This window comes from Pseudomonas vlassakiae, assembly GCF_014269035.2.
GTDB classification, from domain to species: Bacteria; Pseudomonadota; Gammaproteobacteria; order Pseudomonadales; family Pseudomonadaceae; genus Aquipseudomonas; species Aquipseudomonas vlassakiae.
Map to the genome: position 1 here is coordinate 37380 of NZ_JABWRP020000014.1, position 19243 is coordinate 56622.

A 19243-nucleotide genomic window follows, 5' to 3' on the forward strand; every position below is an offset into this window, starting at 1 on the left:
GCTCTAACCCGTGGGTTCTAATGCCGCCCACTGGTTAACTTGCCTCCCAAGGACGCTTGATCATGTACAGGACGATCGCACCGCTGGCGCTGCTGGCCACCCTGGCCGGCTGCTCGGACACCCACAACGCCAACGAGGCCAATTTCCGCAAGGCGGCCCAGGCTTACCTCGACACGCAGTATCCCCATTGCTTCGTGGTCACTGACTTCCCCGCCAAGACCCAGGACTTCGACGTCACCGGCACCAACAAGGCGCTGCATGCGCTGGCCGGGGTCGGAATCGTCAGCGAGAAGGAAATCGCTCGCGTCGAAGTGCCGGAGCGCCTGTGGCAGCCGGCCCGCACCGATATCTACTACGCCTATGACCTCACCGAGGAAGGCCGCAAGTACTACAAGGCGGGTGCGCAGAAGATGCTCAACGGCCAGACCCGCGGCGGGCTGTGCTTCGGCAAGGCCGAGGTCACGGCGATCGAGCAGTTCAGCGAGCCGGGCCAGATGAGGGGGCACACCGTGTCCGATGTGACCTATGCCTACAAGGTCACCGGGCTGCCTGACTGGGCGGCCAATGACCAGGTCAGGGCCAGCATCCGTGATCTGGGTAATGCGCTGGCGACCCATCAAACGCCGGCGCGGGAAAAGCGCGTGATGGTGCTGACCAACAACGGTTGGGTGCACGAACGGCTGTTCGAGCAATAGCCCTGCGGCGTCTCGTCGCAGGCCCTGGCCCCTTGGGCAAATCGGTCGCAAGCCGTAGAATCGCGCTTCCTTTTCGCCCGTCGCCTTGAACGGTGGCAACCGGCAGCAACGACAGAGTCCAGGCCTGAACACATGACGCCCATGTGAACTAGGCTCAACCGACCCCGCCTGGCCCGGCTCTTTCAGGGCCCAGCGGTTGAGTCTTGCCCAGGTCGCATCCAGCCCAGGCACATCCGTGCACCTTCCTCTGCCCTCGACGGGGCGACCTGGCGTGCGCGCTCGAAAAGGCGTTTTCCGACCGCCACTCCAACTTGAGGTACGTATGTCTCCGCGTTTGCTGGCCATGGCGCTGGCGCCCCTGCTCGGGCTGTTCATCATTGCCCTGGGCAACGGCTTCATGTCTTCCCTTACCACCCTGCGCCTGGACGCTGCCGGCGAATCGGCAACGACCATCGGTATCGTGTCGTCGACCTATTTCATCGGCCTGACCCTCGGCGCCATCTTCAACGACCGGCTGATCCTGCGCATCGGCCATATCCGCGCCTACACCAGCTTCGCCTCGCTGATCGCCGCGACCATTCTGCTGCAGGGGCTGTTCTATGACGCCACCTGGTGGTCGGTGCTGCGCCTGATCAATGGCTGGGCAGCCGTCGGCGTGTTCCTGGTGATCGAAAGCTGGCTGCTGCTGGCCGGTGACGCGAAAATCCGCGGGCGCCTGCTGGCGCTGTACATGATCGCCTTCTATGGCGCCGGTGTGATAGCCCAGGCCGGCCTTGGCGAGATCACCCACCTGGGCGACAGTGCCCCGTTCATGCTGGCCGGCATGCTCGCCGCGTTGTCGGTCCTGCCGATCGTGATCCTGCCACGGGTGTCGCCGCTGCTGGACCAGGTCGAGCCGCTCAAGCCCCGCCAGCTGCTGGGCGTGGCGCCGTCGGGGCTGGTCGGCTGCTTCGGCTCCGGGGTGGTGATTGCCGGCATCTACGCGCTGCTGCCGCTGTACCTGCAGCGCATCGGCCTGGATGTCGGTGAAGTCGGCAACATGATGGCCTGGGTGATCCTCGGCGCCATGCTGCTGCAGTACCCGGTGGGGCGCTGGTCGGACCGCAAGGACCGCCAGGATGTGCTGATCGCCCTGGCTGCGCTGTGCATGGTGCTGTCGCTGGTCACGGTGTTCCTGCCTTCGGATTCGGCCCTGCTGCCGGCCGTGATGTTCCTGCTCGGTGGCGGCGTGTTCGCGCTGTACCCGGTGGCCGTCAGCCATGCCGCCGACCGCGCCCCGTCCGATGCCCTGGTGCCGATGATCCAGGGCCTGCTGCTGATCAACTCGCTGGGCTCGGCCATGGCGCCGCTGGCCATCTCGCCGGCGATGACCGAATTCGGCGAAGTGGGGCTGTTCTGGGCCTTTGCCGTGGTCAACCTGGGGATGGTGTGCTTCTTCCTCTGGCGGCGCGGCAAGCGCCCGGCAGCCGAGCACCCGGCACCGTTCACGGCCTCGACCACCTTCTCGCCGACCGGCGCGGAACTGCGGGTGACCGAGGACCTGATGCATGCAGCGCAAGAGCATCCGCCGCTGGAACCGGTAACGCCCCCTGCGCCGAGTGCGCAGCCAGAAGCCAAGTAATGCAAGGGCCGCAATCGCGGCCCTTTTTTTCGACCGCCCGTCGCCCATCGGGCACCCTGCCCACCTCGACGAGCCAAACGAATGACAGATCATCCCTCCAGGAGACGTGCCATGATCCGCATTCACTCGCTGTTGCTCGCCCTTGCCTTGGGCACCGCCGCTGCCACCAGTTACGCCGCCACGGACACGACCCACACCGACAGCCATCCGCAAACCGACCAGCGTGGCGGCAAGACTGCGGGTGAAGGCAGCAGCGTCAACAGCCCGGGCAGCGGCCGCAACAATGACAGCAGCGACACCGGCAGCAACTCGGACGCCGCCGATGGCGCGGCCGGTGGCTCCAACAGCACCGGTGAGGCCACAGGCTCAGGCGCCGGGAGCACCGGGGGCAACGCCGAAGACCAGGACAGCCGCTGACCCTCAACTGGTCTACACTGCGGCGCATGGCCCTGCCGAGGAATCGCCATGAACCTCACACCCTGGCTGCTCGCCGCCTTGCTGCCCTGCACTGCCCTGGCTGCCGGTGGCGACTCTGCCGCACTGTCGATCAGCTCGTCGTCCTTCACCGATGGCGGTGTCCTTGGCCTGCAGCAGGTCGGCCCGGACCCCGCCTGCGGCGCCGGTGAGGGGCGCACACCGCAGTTGAGCTGGAAGAACCTGCCTTATGGCACGCAGTCACTGGCCCTGGTGATGTTCGACCCGGACGGTGGCAAGGGCCTGGGCGTGGTGCACTGGGTCGCCTATGACATCGACCCGGCGCTCAATGGCCTGGAGGAAGGCGCCGGCTGGAAGACCAGCGAGGCGCTGATCGTCGGGCGCAACTCGCACGGCACCATGACCTATCGTGGCCCTTGCCCACCGGCCGGGGACAAGCCTCACCACTATGCACTGACCCTGATCGCCACCGACCTGCCGCTGGGCACCTTGCCGCAGGAACTGGATCGCGGTGGCTTGATGGAGTTGCTCAAAGACCATGCGCTCGGCGCGCAGAGCCTGGTCGGCCGTTACGGTCACTGATTCATCGCCAGAACCGGGGGTCGTCGACAATGCGCTCATGGCTCGCGAACAACCCCGGCAACTGTTCCTTGAGGTAGTCGATCCAGGTCCGCACCTTGGCATCCAGGTAATGCCGCGACGGGTAAATCGCATACAGCGCATTCTCACGTAACCGGTACGGCGCCAGTAACCGCCGCAGGCGCCCCTGCTCGATGGCCTGGCTGGCGGTATAGAACGGCAACAGGCCAATGCCCATGCCCAGTTCGCTGGCCACCAGCATGGCGTCGGCGACGTTGGTCAGGAAGCTGTCACGCGGGGCGATCACGCACTGGTCCAGGCCTTGGGGGAATACCCAGTCACCTTCATGCATCGGGTAAGCCATGCGCAGGCAGCGGTGCTCGTGCAAGTCTTGCGGCCGCTCGGGCACGCCATGGGCTTCAAGGTAGCTGGGCGCCGCACAGGGGATGCTGAAGATGGTGCCCAGCGGCACGGCAATCAGCTGCGAATCGGGCAAGGCCTCGTCCACGGTAATCACCACGTCGTGCCCCTCGGCCAGCGGGTCGGGGTTGCGCTGGGACAGCGTCAGCTCGATGGCCACTTCCGGGCACAGCGCGTTGTAGCCGGCCACCAGCGGCATCAGCAACAGGCCCAGGCCATGCGGGCAGTGCAGGCGCAGGCAGCCTCGTGGCGTGAGGTGGGCACCGCGTGCTTCGTCCACGGCCTCATCGGTCAGTGCCATGATCTGCCGCGCCCGCTCCAGAAAGCGCTCGCCCGCTTCGCTCATCCGCAAACGCCGGGTGGTGCGATGCAACAGGCGGGTCTGCAGCTGGTTCTCAAGCTCCGCAACGATGCGCGACACCTGCGCCGCAGAAATATCGAGGGCATTGGCGGCAGCGGCGAAACTGCCGCACTCCACCACCCGGGTAAAGGTACGCATTGCGTGCAGCATGTCCATGGCGCCGGGCTCCTTCAGCACTCTTATTCGTACGTTGCAGGCAGGAATCTATCACGACTTAGCCCATTTATTGTGCATCACCATTGAATACATCATTGGTAAAACATTGAAAAATGAGCCTGCCATGAAACGTTCGATTGCTTTTGTCGCCCTGTCTGCCGCCCTTGCTTCGTTCGGCGCCTTCGCCGATGCGCCGGCCAGCCAGCCCGTCGCCAACCACTATGAATACGGCATGCCGCTGGATGTGGCCAAGGTCATCTCGATCACCCCGGCCAGCAACGCTGCCGACTGCCAGGTCGGTACCGCACACATGGTGTATGTCGACCATCAGGGCCAGAAGCGCGAAATCGACTACCGCGAAATGGGCGACTGCTCGCAGCAGTGAATCAGCCCAGCACCTCGTTGATCCAGCCAATCTGCCGGGCGAAGTCACGCAGCTTCTCCTGCGGGATGGCACCGCGGGCACGCTCGAAGTTGGCCAGGCTCTGCTGCTTCTGACGCAGCATGCGCTGCCACTTGGTCAGGAAGGCCGGGCTTTTTTCACGCATCAGCAGAGGCCCGAAATACAGCTCTTCGGCACTGTAGGCCACCGCGTCGGCGGGTTCGGCCACGATGATCTCGTAGTCGAAACGGTTTTCCCGCAGCAGCTCTTCGTCGACGATCCGGTAACCGTTGTCCATCAGCCAGCCGCGCAGCTCACGCTCATCGCCATTGGGCTGCAGAATCAGCCGCTCGCGGCCGTTCAGGCGCGCCTTGCCACGCTCGAGAATCTCGCACATGGTCTTGCCACCCATGCCGCACAGGCTGATGGCGGTGATGCGATCACTGGCCTCGATGGCCTCCAGGCCGTCGGCCAGGCGCACGGTGACGGTGTCCGTCAGGCCGTTGCGACGCACATTGCGCTGGGCCGAGGCATAGGGTGTCTGCGCCACCTCACCGGCCACCCCGGCTTCGATCACGCCACGCAGCGCCAGTGCCACCGGCAGGTAACCATGGTCCGAGCCGATATCGGCCAGCCGCGCACCCTGCGGCACATGCGCCGCCACACGCTCCAGGCGCATCGATAATGTCTGTTCGTTCAACTCCGGCCCCTTGCTCGGCAATCGGCGGCGATTCTGACTGCCAGGGCGGGTTAATTCAATGCATAAGCGCCCGTCGGCTCGACCCTCGCGACAGGCTCGCGTAGGCTTGCCGCTTTCCTTCCGTAGCAAGGCGAACCTACATGGCAGATCTTATCTACACACCGGATTCCGACGCCGAGTCCATTTCCTCCGACGTCGCTGAGTACAACGGTATTCTCGTCACTACGCAGATCCCGGCCGATCTCGATGGCGACATCACCCAGCAGAGCGAGAGCACCCTGCAGGCGCTGAAGGATGCCCTGGAAAAGGCTGGCAGCGGCATGGACCGGGTCATGCACCTGACCATCTACCTGACCGACATGGCCGACCGCGCCGCCTTCAACGAGGTCTACCAGCGTTTCTTCAGCAAGCCGTGGCCGGTGCGCGCCGCGGTAGGCGTGGCTGCACTGGCCTTCCCTGACATGCGCGTCGAAGTGACCGCCATGGCCGCCAAGCGCTGATTACCGTTTTACCGGCTCCGCCTTCGGGCGGAGCCTTCTTCCAGAAAGCAGGACGCTGCATGCAATTCCCCCCTTTTCGCCGCAAGGCCCTGATCGTCTTGCTGCCCGGCCTGTGCCCACTGGCCCAGGCCGAACCGGTCACCACTTTCAATCTGCTGGAACCGGTGGTGGTCACCGGCACCTACGCCCCCAACCCGAGCTTCGACCTGCCCTACTCCATCGATACCGTCGAGCGCCAGCAAATCGCCGATGGCCAGCTGGGCGTCAACCTGTCGGAAGCGCTCAACCGCGTACCTGGCCTGGTGGTGCAGAACCGCCAGAACTACGCCCAGGACCTGCAGATATCCTCGCGTGGCTATGGCGCCCGCTCGGCCTTTGGCATCCGTGGCATCAAGCTGCTCAGCGACGGCATCCCGGCCAGCACCCCGGATGGCCAGGGCCAGGCGGCCTCGTTGAACCTCGACGTGGCTGACCGCATCGAAGTGCTGCGCGGCCCGGCGTCCGCCATCTATGGCAGCAATGCCGGTGGGGTGATCCAGATGTTCTCCCGCGAGGGTTCCGGCCCACCCAAAGTGGGCGCCGAAACCACCTTCGGCAGTGATGGATTCAACAAGAACCACCTCTACAGCGAAGGCGGCAGCGAACAGGCCGGCTTCCTGGTCGATGCCTCGCGCATGGACACCGACGGCTACCGCGACCACAGTGCCGCCCGCCGCGACCAGACCTTTGCCAAGGTCCACGTCAAGCCCGATGAAGACAGCCGCCTGGCGCTGATCTTCAGTACCCTGGAGCAGAACGGCACCGAAGACCCACTGGGGCAGACCTGGGACGCCTACAAGCACGACCCACGCTCGGTGGCAGCACGCGCCGAGGAATACGACACGCGCAAGAGTATCCACCACCAGCAGGTGGGCATGAACTACGAGCGCTACTTTGGCGAGGCGACCCTGCAGTTCAACCTGTATGGCGGCAAGCGCAGCGTGATCCAGTACCTGTCGATCCCCAAGGGCACGCCGGCGAACAACCGCGGCGGCGGCGTGGTCGACTTCGACCGCGAATTCCATGGCGGCACCCTGCGCTGGATCCAGCCGATCAGCGCCGCCCCCGGCAACCTGACCCTGACGTTCGGCGCCGACTACGACCGCAGCCGCGACGACCGCCGTGGTTTCCAGAACTTCAGCGGCGACACCCTGGGCGTCAAGGGCGAGCTGCGCCGTGACGAAAAGGACACCGCTACCAGCCTCGACCCGTACCTGCAGGCTCACTGGGAACTGGACCGCTGGACCGTGGATGCCGGCCTGCGTCACAGCAGCATGGAGATGGAGGTGGACGACCACTTCCTGGCCAATGGCGATGCCAGTGGCTCGAAGAAATACCAGCGCACCACGCCGACCCTGTCGGTGATGTACGCCTTCACCCCCGAGTTGCATGGCTACATCAGCGCCGGCAAGGCCTTCGAGACGCCGACCCAGGCCGAGATGGCCTACGCACCAGGAGCCCTGGAAGGCTTCAACTTCGGCCTGAAACCGGCCACCAGCACGCAGTACGAACTGGGCCTGAAGATGCGCCCGGACTCACGCACGCGGATCAACGCGGCGGTCTTCGAGATCCGCACCCAGGACGAAATCGTGGTTGCCGCCTCGACCGATGGCCGTACCAGCTACCGCAACGCCGGCAAGACCCTGCGCCGCGGCTTCGAGCTGAGCGTGCAGCGTGAACTGAACGCACAGTGGCAGGCCAACCTGGCCTACACCCTGCTCGATGCCACCTATGACGAGGCCTTCACCCAGGGCACCACGACCATCGACAAAGGCAACCAGCTGCCCGGCGTGCCGCGCAGCAGCCTGTTCGGCGAGCTGGTGTGGAAGCCGCGTGACGGCATCAGCATGGGGCTGGAGGGGCAGTACCGGAGCAAGGTGTATGTCGAGGACACCAACGACCAGCATGCGGCGCCGGGGTATGCAGTGTTCAACTGGCGCACGCAGTTCCAGCAGCAGGTCGGGCCGTGGACGTTCCACCAACTGGTGCGGCTCGATAACCTGCTAGACCGGCAATATGTGGGGTCGGTGATTGTCGGTGATGGCAATGGCCGGTATTACGAGGCGGCGCCGGGCCGGTCCTGGTATGCCGGGGCCGGGCTGGAGTACCAGTTCTAAACCCTGTTCACCCACTCCGCGCCGAAGCAGGATTTTGCTCACGAAGCGAGCACCAGAGGCGTTAGCGGGTGGGGCCCGCCAGCATCAACAAGCCCCACTCACTCATGCGGATATCAGGCGGCCGTTGATACGTTGCGGCACGCCCGCCGGATTGGCGTCCTGGAGCGCCTCTGGCAGCAGCTCCTGCGGCAGATCCTGATACGACACAGGACGAAGGAAACGCGCGATAGCCAGGCTGCCCACCGAGGTTGCCCGGGGATCAGAAGTCGAAGGGAAAGGGCCACCGTGTACCATGGCATGGCCTACCTCTACGCCAGTACCGAACCCGTTGACGAGGATACGCCCGGCCTTGAGCTCCAGCGTTGGCAGCAATTGGCGCACCAGTTCGCGATCGCCATCGGCCAGGTGAACGGAGGCCGTCAGTTGACCCTCCAGCGACGCCACGATTTCCTGAAGCTGTGCGTGCGAATCGCAGCGAACCACCAGTGACGATGAGCCGAAGACTTCTGCATGCAGCGCTTCGTCGTTCAGGAAGTCAGCTCCAGCTACGCTGAAGAGTGCTGCCTGGCCTTGGTGGATCCCGCCGGCCTGCCCCTCTCCGATCTGAGAAACCTTGGGATGACGCTTGAACGCATCAACGCCTTGGCAATAGCTCTTGTGAATGCCAGGCGTCAGCATGGTCTGGGCCTGGCTGTTAGAGAGGGCTTGGGCCGAACTCTCGATGAACCTGTGCAACCCTTGACTATCCACTGCCAGGATCAGGCCCGGGCTTGTGCAGAATTGGCCGGCGCCCATGCCCAGCGACGTGATAAACGCCTGACCGATTTTCTCGGCACGCTCTTCGAGAGCCTTGGGCAACAGAAGCACCGGATTGATCGAACTCATTTCGGCGTATACCGGGATAGGCTCTGGACGGTTGGCTGCGATGTGCATCAGCGCGGTACCGCCAGTACGCGAGCCGGTGAAGCCGACAGCCTTGATGCGTTTGTCCGCAACCAAACCCTGGCCTATATTGCGGCCCGAGTCGAACAACAGCGAGAAGGTGCCTTCTGGCAGACCTGCAGCCTTCACCGCCTGTTGAATGGCGCGGCCCACCCGTTCGGACGTGCCGGGATGTGCGGAGTGAGCCTTGACGATCACCGGGCACCCAGCAGCCAGTGCCGAAGCGGTGTCACCACCAGCAACCGAGAATGCTAGCGGAAAGTTCGAAGCACCGAACACTGCAACCGGGCCAACGGCGATATTGCGTAGTCGCAGATCGACCCGTGGCAGCGGCTTGCGCCCTGGTTGTGCTGGATCGATGCGAGCGTCCAGGTAATCACCGCTACGTACCACGGCAGCAAACATACGAAGCTGGCCAACGGTGCGACCACGCTCACCCTCGATGCGAGCGCGAGGCAGCCCGGTCTCGGTCATGCAGCGCTCGACCAGTTCATCGCCGATATCGAGGATGTTCTGCGCGATGCTCTCCAGAAAGCGCGCGCGGACATCGGCGGACGTCTCGCGGTACTCGTTGAACGCGCTGTTTGCCAGCTTGCAAGCAAGCTCCAGGTCATCCAGGGTAGCTCCGCCATAGGCTGGCTCCAACTTGTCACCCGTAGCGGCATTGATGCCCCAGATCTGACCGTTCTGCCCTGTTACAGCCTGCTGGCCAATCAAATTTTGTCCCGACAACGCCATGGAGTACCTCGTTATTGGCTGATTGGAAAAGGGTGCCCTGCACAGGGGCACCCTCTTTCGCCTACCGGATAGCCTCATCCGGCGGATTGGCGCATCACTTCAATTTCTCAAGGCCTTCGATAGCAGCCTGGATGGTGGTGATGACCATTTCACGCTCAGCCCCCACCAGCGACAGACGTGGAGCACGAGTCCACTCTGGAGCGCCATACACCAGGTGCTCGGCGAGCTTGATGTACTGAACCAGCTTGACGTGGGTGTCGAGGTGGAAGGATGGAGTCAGCAGGCGGTACAGCTTCAGGGCCTCTGGGTATTGGTTTTCAGCGCACAGGCCGAAGATCTTCACGCACTCGGCTGGCCAGACGTTGGTCATGCCCGAAACCCAGCCGGTCACGCCCAGAGAGCTGCTTTCAACGATCAGGTCGTCAACGCCGCAGAAGATGCTGAAGCGGTCGCCGAAGGCGTTGTACATGTCGGTCACGCGGCGGATGTCGCCGGTTTCTTCCTTGATACAGACGATTTCCGGGGTGTCTACCAGCTCGCGCAGGATGTCGACGGTGACGTCAACGCCGTAAGCGATCGGGTTGTTGTAGATCATGATCGGCAGCTTGGAGGCGCTGGCGATTTCTTTGTACCAGTGGGCGGTTTCGCGAGGGTCGGTCTTGTAGCCCAGGCTTGGGAAGACCATCAGGCCCTGAGCGCCGAAGCGCTCATACAGGGCGGCGTTCTTCTTCGCGTTTTCCAGGGTGATTTCCGCAAGGCCGGACAGAACCGGTACCCGGCCAGCGGCGGTTTCGACCGCGGCGCGGATGATTTGCTCGCGTTCTTCAAGCGACATCGAAGCGTTCTCGCCCAGCATCGGCAGGACGATCACACCGCTCACGCCATTGGCGATCAGGCGCTCGATGCTTTGCTCGGTAGCGGCGATATCAACCTGACCGTCCTGAGTCAGCTTGGTGGTTACCGCAGGGAAGACGCCTTTCCAGATTGCCATTGCTCAATACCTCGATAGGTTTTGTTGTGGTTGTGTACTGTATCCAATCTACAAATAAACAATCCAAGGCGCTAGATTTTATTTTCCGCCGTGTTAGGGTAAGGTTGAGCCGGTTCCTGTGGCCTGGCGGCTCACAAATACTGGATCCATAAGTACAAGCCTGATTGATCGGAGAGAAAAGGTGAGCGCGGGGCATAAAATCAAACGCCAGAGCATCCCTGAGACGTTGGCGGAGTCATTGCGCGAACGCATCCTTAACGGTGAGTTCAAGGGGGGAGAACCTCTCATCCAGGAGGCCATCGCCGCCGAATATGGCGTGAGCCGGATGCCTGTTCGTGAAGCGTTCCGTCAGCTGGAAGCTGCTGGGCTGATCGCCTTCCAGATACACAAAGGCGCGGTCGTTACCTCTATACCTGAGGAGCAGATTTCCGAACTTTTCGATCTTCGCGCATTGCTTGAATGCGAACTGCTCGAGCGCTCCATCCCGGCAATCAGCGACGAGCAACTCGCGGTGGCGCGGGAGATCCTGCCGCGGCTGGAAGAGGCCTACCACCGCCGGGACACTTCCAGTTGGGGAACGCTCAACTGGGAGTTCCACAAGAGCCTGTATGCCGGAGCCAATCGCGTTCAGACACTGGCCGTCGCGCAGGGTATCAACCTGCAGACCGAGCGCTACGTCAGGCTCCAATTGCTGCTGACGGATGCCATTGAGGATGCAGAAGTTGATCACCGCGAAATTCTGAGACTGTGCGAAGCCAGGGATGTCGAACGTGCAGTGGTCTACCTGAGGAAGCACATCCTTGATGCTGGCCGTCAACTGCGTGATGCACTCAAGCAAAATGGCATGACCAGCGCCTAGCCATACGCAGGCATGAGAAAGCCACAGGGTGGTGGACACAGGCCGCTTGTGGCGGCCTGCTGATGGTGACCCTCAAACGGATGTCGGGCGCAGGCTCAAACCAGGCTCAACATCAACGTGCTGCTCCGCGGGCCTCTCACGGCCAGGAAGCCAGTATTCGGCGTTCTTGATGCCAAGTTTCAGCGGGTCAAACACCGGATCAATCCCCTTCTTCCGCTGCTCGTCATAGTCCCGCAGACACGCAAGCGCCGGCTTGGCGAGGAAGAGCAAGCAGATGAAATTGAGCCAGGCGAGAGAGGCATAGCCGATATCGCCGATAGCCCAGATAAGCGAGGCCGGGTTCACTGCGCCGAAAAACACCATGCCGACCATGGCAAAGCGCAGCAGCACTGGTGCCATACGCCCTTTCCCACGCTGCAGATACAGCAGGTTGCTCTCGCAGATAAAGAAGAACGCCACCAGCGTCGAGAACGCGAAGAACGAGATCGAGACCGCTACGAAGGCGCCACCAAAACCTGGGAATGTCGAATCGATTGCCGCCTGGGTGAAGGCAGGCCCGGCTTCGACCGAGAGGTACTTGATGATGACATTGCCGGCGGAGTCGATGACGTTATAGCTGTTGGTCACCACGATCATCAGGCCGGTCGCCATGCACACGATCATGGTATCGACATAGATGGAAAAACACTGCACCAGGCCCTGCTTGGCGGGGTGTGAGACCTCGGCAGCAGCAGCCCCGAACGTACCTTCACCGACCCCGGCCACGTTGCAGAACAGCGCTCGGCGCACGCCCCAGGCGATTGCCGCACCCATCATGCCGCCAAACATGGAATCCAACCCCAAGGCACTGCTGACGATCAGCTTCAACGCGCCTGGCACTGCAGTTGCGTTCATGATCAGGATAACGATCGCCATCACGACATAGGCCGTCGCAACCAGCGGAACAACACGCTCGACGTAGCTGATCAGGCGCTTAGGGTTGCCAAAGATGATGAAGGCCAACACAGCGGCGGCGACAGAGGCGCTGTACACGGGATCGACACCGAAGGCGCTATGGAAGCTGTTTGCGATGTTGTTGGACTGGATGCATGGCGCAATCATCGAGTACAGCGTCATGGCAAAGATGGCAGCCACCACCGCCAGGCCCTTCCGGCCCATCCCCTTTTCTATGTAGTAGGGGATGCCGCCGCGATAGCGACCGTTGACCTTGCTCTTGTAGACCTGAGCCAGCGTGGACTCGACATAGGCCGTGGCACCACCAAGGAAGGCCATCACACACATCCAGAACAGGGCGCCAGGGCCACCGGCAGCAACGGCAGTGGCCACACCTGCAACCGTCCCCACCCCAACCCGGCTGGACAGCGTCAGCGTGAATGCCTGAAAAGAGGAGATCCCCGAGTGCCCCGAGTTATCCGCTACCAGCAGCTTAAGCATGTCAGGTAACCGACGAAGTTGAAGGCATCGCGTTTTGACCGTGAGAAACAACGCGAAACCGAGGATGACAACGATGAGTGGATTCCATAGCCACTCATTGATTACCACTAAGAATTCCATAAGCACACCTTCATTGTATTTATTAGGCAGGTCTTGATGATTTCGAAAGCAGTTCGGGCATGACAGAGCCTGTGCCGCCAGCTGTGTCGGGCAGCCCTTTGTTCTTGAGTAGGTGGAGCGAGAAAGCAATTGACATCAGGATTCTCTGTATCCAATCTACAGTTGTCAAGCAAGGGCATGAACCTGATCTCCAGGCAAAGCCAAAAAATGCAGTAAAGGATTGAAAAATAAGAGGTTAATTAACCATGAAGCACGTGCTGGTGATCGGCGCTGGTGTCGTAGGGCTCTCAACAGCCCATCATTTGCTCCAGAGCGGGGCGCGCGTTACGCTCGTCGACAAAGACCCTGAGGGTGATAAGGCCTCTTACGGAAACGCAGGCGGTATCGCGGTTACAGAGATGATCCCAGCATCAGTGCCAGGGATGTTGTGGAAGATCCCAGGGTGGATAATGGATCCACTGGGACCGCTCGCTTTGCGTCCTGGCCATACCGCCAAAATGATTCCTTGGTTCCTGCACTTCTCGAAAGTCGGCACTCACCAGGAAATGACCCGCATTGCCTCTGCTTTGGCTTCCATCAACCAGCGGGTGTATGACGACCTGCTGCCGATGCTCGAAGTCAACGGCATGGCCGGCGAGCTTCATCGCCAAGGTGCATTGACGGTTTACGAGACGAAAAAGGGGCTGAATGCCGACGCTGACAGCTGGAAGCTGAAGGCCAACCTCGGTGTCGAGGTTCAATACTTGAACGCCGAAGAAACCCGTGAGCTTGAGCCTGCGCTAAGTGAAAACGTGAAATACGGGGTCTTCACGCCTCAGTGGTCGCACATCAACGACCCGAAGTGTTTCGTCGAATTGCTCCGCGCTTCACTCGTATCTCGTGGCCTTACCATCATCAAAGGCGACGTTGTCGAGGTGAACCCGTACAGCGGCCTGGAAGTGGACGTGAAACTGCGAGACGGTCAGCCCCTCACAGCCGACCAGGTCGTGATCGCAGCAGGAGCCTGGTCAGGACTTCTGGCCCAAAAGCTGGGCGACCGAGTGCTGATGGAAAGTGAGCGCGGCTACAACACCACGATCGCTGAGCCAGGTGTTCAACTCTCTCGCGAGGTCATTTTCGCGGAGCGTCATTTCGTGGCGACACCGCTGACCTGCGGCCTTCGAATCGGCGGCGCGGCAGAGTTCGGGGGCCTCGACGCCGTGGCCAACTTCAAACGCTCGGAAGCCCTGGTGAAGCTGGCATCCATCTACCTGCCTAACCTCAACGCTCAAGGCGGTAAACCGTGGGCAGGCCATCGCCCTACCACCCCGGACAGCCTGCCTGTCATCGGGCGCAGCAGGCGACACCCCAACGTCATCTACGCCTTTGGCCATGGCCACCTGGGCCTCACCCAGGCAGCCACTACCGGGCGCCTGGCCACAGACTTGGCGATGGGTGCAACGCCACCGATCGATCTCGCACCCTTCTCTGTCGAACGGTTCAACTAAGCAACAACAAGAGGCAACGATTCATGGCTCGCAATACGTTCTTCTGCGTCGACGCACATACCTGCGGCAACCCCGTTCGAGTAGTTGCCGGCGGTGCCCCACAGCTCCCTAACGTACCCATGGCTGAGAAGCGAGAAATCTTCCAGCGCGAGTACGACTGGGTTCGCCAGGCCTTGATGTTTGAGCCACGCGGCCACGACGTCATGTCCGGCACCATCCTGTACCCCTCCTCCCGTGACGACTGCGATATCGGCGTACTCTTCATCGAAGTCAGCGGGTGCCTGCCGATGTGTGGTCACGGCACCATCGGCACCGTTACCGCTGCCCTGGAAGAAGGCCTGGTGGTACCGAAGGTCGAGGGCAAACTGGCCATCGAAGCGCCTGCAGGTCGCGTGGCAATCGAGTACAAGCGTGATGGTCAGTACATCGAGCAGGTGCGGCTCTACAACGTAGCCAGCTACCTGCACGCAGCAGACGTCGAGATCGAAGTACCAGAGCTCGGCAAGATCACTGTCGACCTGTCCTACGGCGGTAACTACTACGTGATCATCGAGCCACAAGAGCACTGGAAAGGCCTGGACTCGATGTCCGCTCGCGACATCGTGCGATTGAGCCCGCTGGTTCGCCGCGCTGCTGAAGAGGCACTGGCACCCGTGCACCCCGAGGACAAGCGCATCAAAGGCGTCAGCCACGTCATGTGGACGGACACGCCGCGCCACCCACGGGCAAACGCCCGGAACGCCGTGTTCTACGGTGAAAAAGCCATCGACCGCTCGCCATGCGGTACCGGCTCCTCTGCGCGCATGGCGCAGTTGGTCGCAAAGGGGCGCCTGTCGGTCGGCGATGCCTTCGTTCACGAGAGCATTATCGGCACGCTGTTCGACTGCCGCGTTGAGGCAGCAGCCAAGGTCGGTAGCCACTCAGCAATCATGCCGAGTGTTGCTGGCTGGGCACGCGTCATCGGCCATAACAATATCCTGGTCGATGACCGAGATCCGCTGGCCCACGGTTTCCAATTGATGTGAAGCTCCAGCAGCAGCGGCCAAGGTGCCGCTGCTTGCGCTGAGCACTTTCTACCCTTCCGGCAGCTAAAGATGCCTCCAACCCATTTCATCGCTACAATGCCGCCCTAAACCGTGACAGCCCGAACCTATAACGACATGTCCCTTCCCAAGAACCACCTGGAACTGCTCAGCCCTGCCCGTGACGTGGCCATCGCCCGTGAGGCGATCCTGCACGGCGCTGATGCCATCTATATCGGCGGCCCGAGCTTCGGCGCGCGCCACAACGCCTGCAACGAAGTCAGCGATATCGCCGAACTGGTCGAGTTCGCCCACCGCTACCATGCACGCGTGTTCACCACCATCAACACCATCCTCCACGACAACGAGCTGGAACCTGCACGCAAGCTGATCCACCAGCTCTACGATGCTGGCGTCGACGCGCTGATCGTCCAGGACCTGGGGGTGATGGAGCTGGATATCCCGCCGATCGAGCTGCATGCCAGCACCCAGACCGACATCCGCACCCTGGAGCGGGCCAAGTTCCTCGACCAGGCCGGTTTCTCCCAGCTGGTACTGGCCCGCGAGCTGAACCTGCAGCAGATCCGCACCATCGCCAGCGAAACCGACGCGGCCATCGAGTTTTTCATCCACGGTGCGCTGTGCGTGGCCTTCTCCGGCCAGTGCAACATCTCCCACGCCCAGACCGGGCGCAGCGCCAACCGGGGTGACTGTTCCCAGGCTTGCCGCCTGCCATATACCCTGAAGGACGACCAGGGTCGCGTGGTGGCGTTCGAGAAGCATCTGCTGTCGATGAAGGACAACAACCAGACCGCCAACCTGGCCGACCTGGTCGATGCCGGCGTGCGCTCGTTCAAGATCGAAGGCCGTTACAAGGACATGGGCTATGTGAAGAACATCACCGCCCACTACCGCAAGCAACTCGACGCCATCCTCGAAGGCCGCCCGGAACTGGCCCGCGCCTCCAGCGGCCGTACCGAGCACTTCTTCCTGCCCGACCCGGACAAGACCTTCCATCGCGGCAGCACCGACTACTTCGTCACCGAGCGCAAGGTCGACATCGGTGCCTTCGATTCGCCAACCTTCACCGGCCTTGCGGTCGGCGTGGTGGAGAAAGTCGGCAAGCGTGACCTGCAGGTGGTCACCGACGTGCCGCTGACCAACGGCGATGGCCTCAACGTGCTGGTCAAGCGCGAGGTGGTGGGCTTCCGCGCCAACATCGCCGAGCCGCGTGGCGAGTTCGAGGAAGACGGCCACAAGCGCTACCGCTATCGCGTCGAGCCTAACGAGATGCCGGAAGGCCTGCACAAGCTGCGGCCGAACCACCCGCTGTCGCGTAACCTCGACCACAACTGGCAGCAGGCCCTGCTACGCACCTCGGCCGAGCGCCGGGTTGGCGTGGAATGGCACGCGGTGCTGCGCGAGCAGCGGCTGATGCTGACCGTCAGCAGTGAAGAAGGCGTCAGCGTGCAAGTGGCGCTGGATGGCCCGTTTGGTGCTGCCAACAAGCCGCAGCAGGCCCTGGACCAGTTGCACGACCTGCTCGGCCAGCTGGGCACCACGATGTACCACGCCAACCGCATCGAACTGGATGCGCCGCAGGCGTTCTTCATCCCCAACTCGCAGCTCAAGGCCCTGCGCCGTGAAGCCATCGAGGCGCTGACCGAGGCCCGGGTGAAGGCGCACCCACGTGGCGGGCGCAAGGCCGAGACCTCACCGCCACCGGTGTACCCGGAGTCGCACCTGTCGTTCCTGGCCAACGTCTACAACCAGAAGGCCCGTGACTTCTATCACCGCCATGGCGTGCAGCTGATCGACGCGGCGTACGAAGCCCATGAAGAACACGGCGAAGTGCCGGTGATGATCACCAAGCACTGCCTGCGCTTCTCGTTCAACCTGTGCCCCAAGCAGGCCAAGGGCGTCACCGGCGTGCGTACCAAGGTAGCGCCGATGCAGTTGATCCAGGGCGATGAAGTGCTGACCCTGAAGTTCGACTGCAAGCCGTGCGAGATGCATGTGATCGGCAAGATGAAAAACCACATCATCGACCTGCCGAGCCCAGGTAGCGCGGTGGCCCAGGTGGTGGGGCACATCAGCCCGGAAGACCTGCTCAAGACCATTCCACGCGGGATGCATTGAAGACATGGGGGCTGCTTTGCAGCCCCGCTTTTTGATACTTACAGAATGCCCAACCCGCGCGCGGTCCGATCCACCGCGATCCGGGTCTTCTCCACCAACTCGTCCAGCTCGCTGTGGTTGGCCACCAACGCCGGCGCCATGATCATCCGGCCCAAGGTCGAACGGATGATCACCCCTTCCTCGAAGCCATAAGTACGGCACTGCCAGGCCAGGTCGTTCTCATTGGCATAACGCTTGCGGCTGCCCTTGTCCTCGGCAAATTGCAGCGCCGCCACCAGGCCTGCACCTTGCACCTGGCCAATCAGCGGATGGTTGGCGAACACCTCGCGCAGGATGCGCTGCAGGTACGGCCCGGTGTCTTCCTTGACCTGGCGCACGATGCCTTCATCGCGCAGCGCCTTGAGGTTGGCAATGGCCACCGCCGCCGCCACCGGGTGCCCGGAATAGGTCAGGCCATGGGCGAACACGCCGCCACGCTCGACCAATGCCTCGGCAATGCGCTTGCTCAACACCAGGCCACCCATCGGCACGTAACCCGAAGTCAGGCCCTTGGCAATCGACAAGGTGTCCGGCTCGAAGCCGAAGTATTCGTGAGCAAACCACTCACCGGTGCGGCCAAAGCCACCGATGACTTCGTCGGCGCACAGCAGCACATCGTACTGGCGGCAGATGCGCTGGATTTCCGGCCAGTAGCTTTCCGGCGGGAAGATCATGCCGCCGGCGCCCTGGAACGGCTCGGCGATGAAGCCGGCGACGTTCTCGGCGCCCAGTTCCAGAATCTTCTCTTCCAGTTGCAGGGCGCAGCGGCGACCGAACTCGGCCGGGGTCAGGTCACCACCGGCGGCATACCAGTACGGCTCGTCGATGTGCGCGACATCCGGGATCATGCCACCCATTTCGTGCATGAACTTCATGCCGCCCAGCGCGGTGGCGGCCAGGGTCGAGCCGTGGTAACCGTTCCAGCGGCCGATCATGATCTTCTTGCTCGGCTGGCCGACCACCTGCCAGTAACGACGCACGGTGCGGATCAGCACCTCGTTGGCCTCGGACCCGGAGTTGGTGTAGATGGCGTGGCTGTAGTGGCCCGGCAGCAGGCTGAACAGCAGCTCGGACAGCTCGATCACCGCCGGGTGGGTGGTGTGGAAGAACATGTTGTAGTAGGCCAGCTGGTCCATCTGCGCGGCGGCAGCGGCGGTGAGGTCCTTGCGGCCATAGCCGAGCTGGGTGCACCACAGGCCCGACATGCCGTCCAGGTAGCGCTTGCCGTCGCTGTCCCACAGGTGCAGGCGCTCGCCGCCGACCATCACCCGCGGCCCCTCGGCGTTCAGCGCCTTCTGGTCGAGGAACGCGTGGATGTGGTGGGCGGCGTCGCCGGCCTGGTAGTCACGGGTATCGCGCTGGGCGTGCAGCTTGGCTTGGAACGGTGCGTTCATTGTTGTTCTCCAGGGTAAGACGCGGCGTGCAGTTGGCCCTGCCAGACCGCTGACAGTAAAAATCGGGTGGGGT

Annotated in this window: 17 protein-coding genes; 11 read left to right on the plus strand and 6 right to left on the minus strand. The window is 62.5% G+C overall.

Annotated elements, in window-relative coordinates:
* Nucleotides 1-62: 62 nt before the first annotated feature.
* The 4 genes from HU738_RS18140 to HU738_RS18155 all read left to right on the plus strand — a co-directional run bounded on the left by HU738_RS18140 (nt 63) and on the right by HU738_RS18155 (nt 3333).
* Complete coding sequence (locus HU738_RS18140) at nt 63-695, plus strand: SEN1982 family lipoprotein (protein WP_186603904.1); 633 nt, start codon at nt 63-65, stop codon at nt 693-695.
* 322 nt (nt 696-1017) lie between these two features.
* The gene (locus tag HU738_RS18145) at nt 1018-2316 is read left to right on the plus strand and encodes an MFS transporter (protein ID WP_176507266.1); all 1299 of its coding nucleotides are present in this window, start codon (nt 1018-1020) and stop codon (nt 2314-2316) included.
* 111 nt (nt 2317-2427) lie between these two features.
* The gene (locus tag HU738_RS18150; protein WP_186603903.1) at nt 2428-2733 is read left to right on the plus strand and encodes a hypothetical protein; all 306 of its coding nucleotides are present in this window, start codon (nt 2428-2430) and stop codon (nt 2731-2733) included.
* A gap of 48 nt (nt 2734-2781) precedes the next feature.
* Nucleotides 2782-3333 carry a YbhB/YbcL family Raf kinase inhibitor-like protein gene (locus tag HU738_RS18155; protein ID WP_186603902.1) on the plus strand — a complete coding sequence of 184 codons (552 nt, stop codon included), beginning with the start codon at nt 2782-2784 and terminating at the stop codon, nt 3331-3333.
* Between the two features lies 1 nt (nt 3334).
* Here the strand turns inward: HU738_RS18155 and HU738_RS18160 are convergent, their stop codons facing one another.
* Entirely contained in the window at nt 3335-4267 is a 933-nt protein-coding gene (locus HU738_RS18160) for a LysR family transcriptional regulator (RefSeq protein ID WP_176507269.1), read from the minus strand.
* Nucleotides 4268-4391: 124 nt separating this feature from the next.
* On the opposite strand from HU738_RS18160, the gene HU738_RS18165 reads away from it, so the two are divergent.
* Nucleotides 4392-4652, plus strand: a complete 261-nt coding sequence (locus HU738_RS18165; protein ID WP_186603901.1) for a DUF2790 domain-containing protein — start codon at nt 4392-4394, stop codon at nt 4650-4652.
* 1 nt (nt 4653) lies between these two features.
* Here the strand turns inward: HU738_RS18165 and HU738_RS18170 are convergent, their stop codons facing one another.
* Nucleotides 4654-5349: a tRNA (adenine(22)-N(1))-methyltransferase gene (locus tag HU738_RS18170; protein WP_176507271.1), complete on the minus strand. Its 696-nt coding sequence runs from the start codon at nt 5347-5349 to the stop codon at nt 4654-4656.
* A 140-nt stretch (nt 5350-5489) separates the two neighbouring features.
* Between HU738_RS18170 and HU738_RS18175 the strand changes: the two genes are divergently transcribed.
* Both HU738_RS18175 and HU738_RS18180 read left to right on the plus strand, forming a co-directional pair.
* Entirely contained in the window at nt 5490-5849 is a 360-nt protein-coding gene (locus HU738_RS18175; protein ID WP_186603900.1) for a RidA family protein, read from the plus strand.
* Between the two features lie 59 nt (nt 5850-5908).
* Nucleotides 5909-8005, plus strand: coding sequence for a TonB-dependent receptor family protein (locus tag HU738_RS18180; RefSeq protein ID WP_186603899.1), 2097 nt, complete (start codon nt 5909-5911; stop codon nt 8003-8005).
* 102 nt (nt 8006-8107) lie between these two features.
* Here HU738_RS18180 and HU738_RS18185 read toward each other — a convergent pair whose 3' ends face one another.
* Both HU738_RS18185 and HU738_RS18190 read right to left on the minus strand, forming a co-directional pair.
* Nucleotides 8108-9685, minus strand: a complete 1578-nt coding sequence (locus HU738_RS18185) for an aldehyde dehydrogenase (NADP(+)) (protein WP_186603898.1) — start codon at nt 9683-9685, stop codon at nt 8108-8110.
* A gap of 94 nt (nt 9686-9779) precedes the next feature.
* Nucleotides 9780-10676, minus strand: coding sequence for a dihydrodipicolinate synthase family protein (locus HU738_RS18190; RefSeq protein WP_186603897.1), 897 nt, complete (start codon nt 10674-10676; stop codon nt 9780-9782).
* A gap of 181 nt (nt 10677-10857) precedes the next feature.
* On the opposite strand from HU738_RS18190, the gene HU738_RS18195 reads away from it, so the two are divergent.
* On the plus strand, nt 10858-11535 hold the full coding sequence (locus tag HU738_RS18195; protein ID WP_217871488.1) for a GntR family transcriptional regulator: 678 nt from the start codon (nt 10858-10860) through the stop codon (nt 11533-11535).
* Nucleotides 11536-11607: 72 nt separating this feature from the next.
* Here the strand turns inward: HU738_RS18195 and HU738_RS18200 are convergent, their stop codons facing one another.
* Nucleotides 11608-13089, minus strand: coding sequence for an alanine/glycine:cation symporter family protein (locus tag HU738_RS18200; RefSeq protein ID WP_186603896.1), 1482 nt, complete (start codon nt 13087-13089; stop codon nt 11608-11610).
* A 245-nt stretch (nt 13090-13334) separates the two neighbouring features.
* Here HU738_RS18200 and HU738_RS18205 point away from each other — a divergent pair, with 245 nt between their 5' ends.
* From HU738_RS18205 to HU738_RS18215, 3 genes are all read left to right on the plus strand, one after another.
* Entirely contained in the window at nt 13335-14576 is a 1242-nt protein-coding gene (locus HU738_RS18205) for an NAD(P)/FAD-dependent oxidoreductase (RefSeq protein ID WP_186603895.1), read from the plus strand.
* Between the two features lie 23 nt (nt 14577-14599).
* Complete coding sequence (locus HU738_RS18210) at nt 14600-15601, plus strand: 4-hydroxyproline epimerase (protein ID WP_186603894.1); 1002 nt, start codon at nt 14600-14602, stop codon at nt 15599-15601.
* 135 nt (nt 15602-15736) lie between these two features.
* A complete protein-coding gene (locus tag HU738_RS18215; RefSeq protein ID WP_186603893.1) occupies nt 15737-17737 on the plus strand; it encodes a peptidase U32 family protein in 2001 nt (666 codons plus the stop codon).
* Between the two features lie 38 nt (nt 17738-17775).
* On the opposite strand, the gene HU738_RS18220 is transcribed toward HU738_RS18215, so the two are convergent.
* Complete coding sequence (locus HU738_RS18220; protein ID WP_176507275.1) at nt 17776-19170, minus strand: aspartate aminotransferase family protein; 1395 nt, start codon at nt 19168-19170, stop codon at nt 17776-17778.
* Nucleotides 19171-19243: the final 73 nt, after the last annotated feature.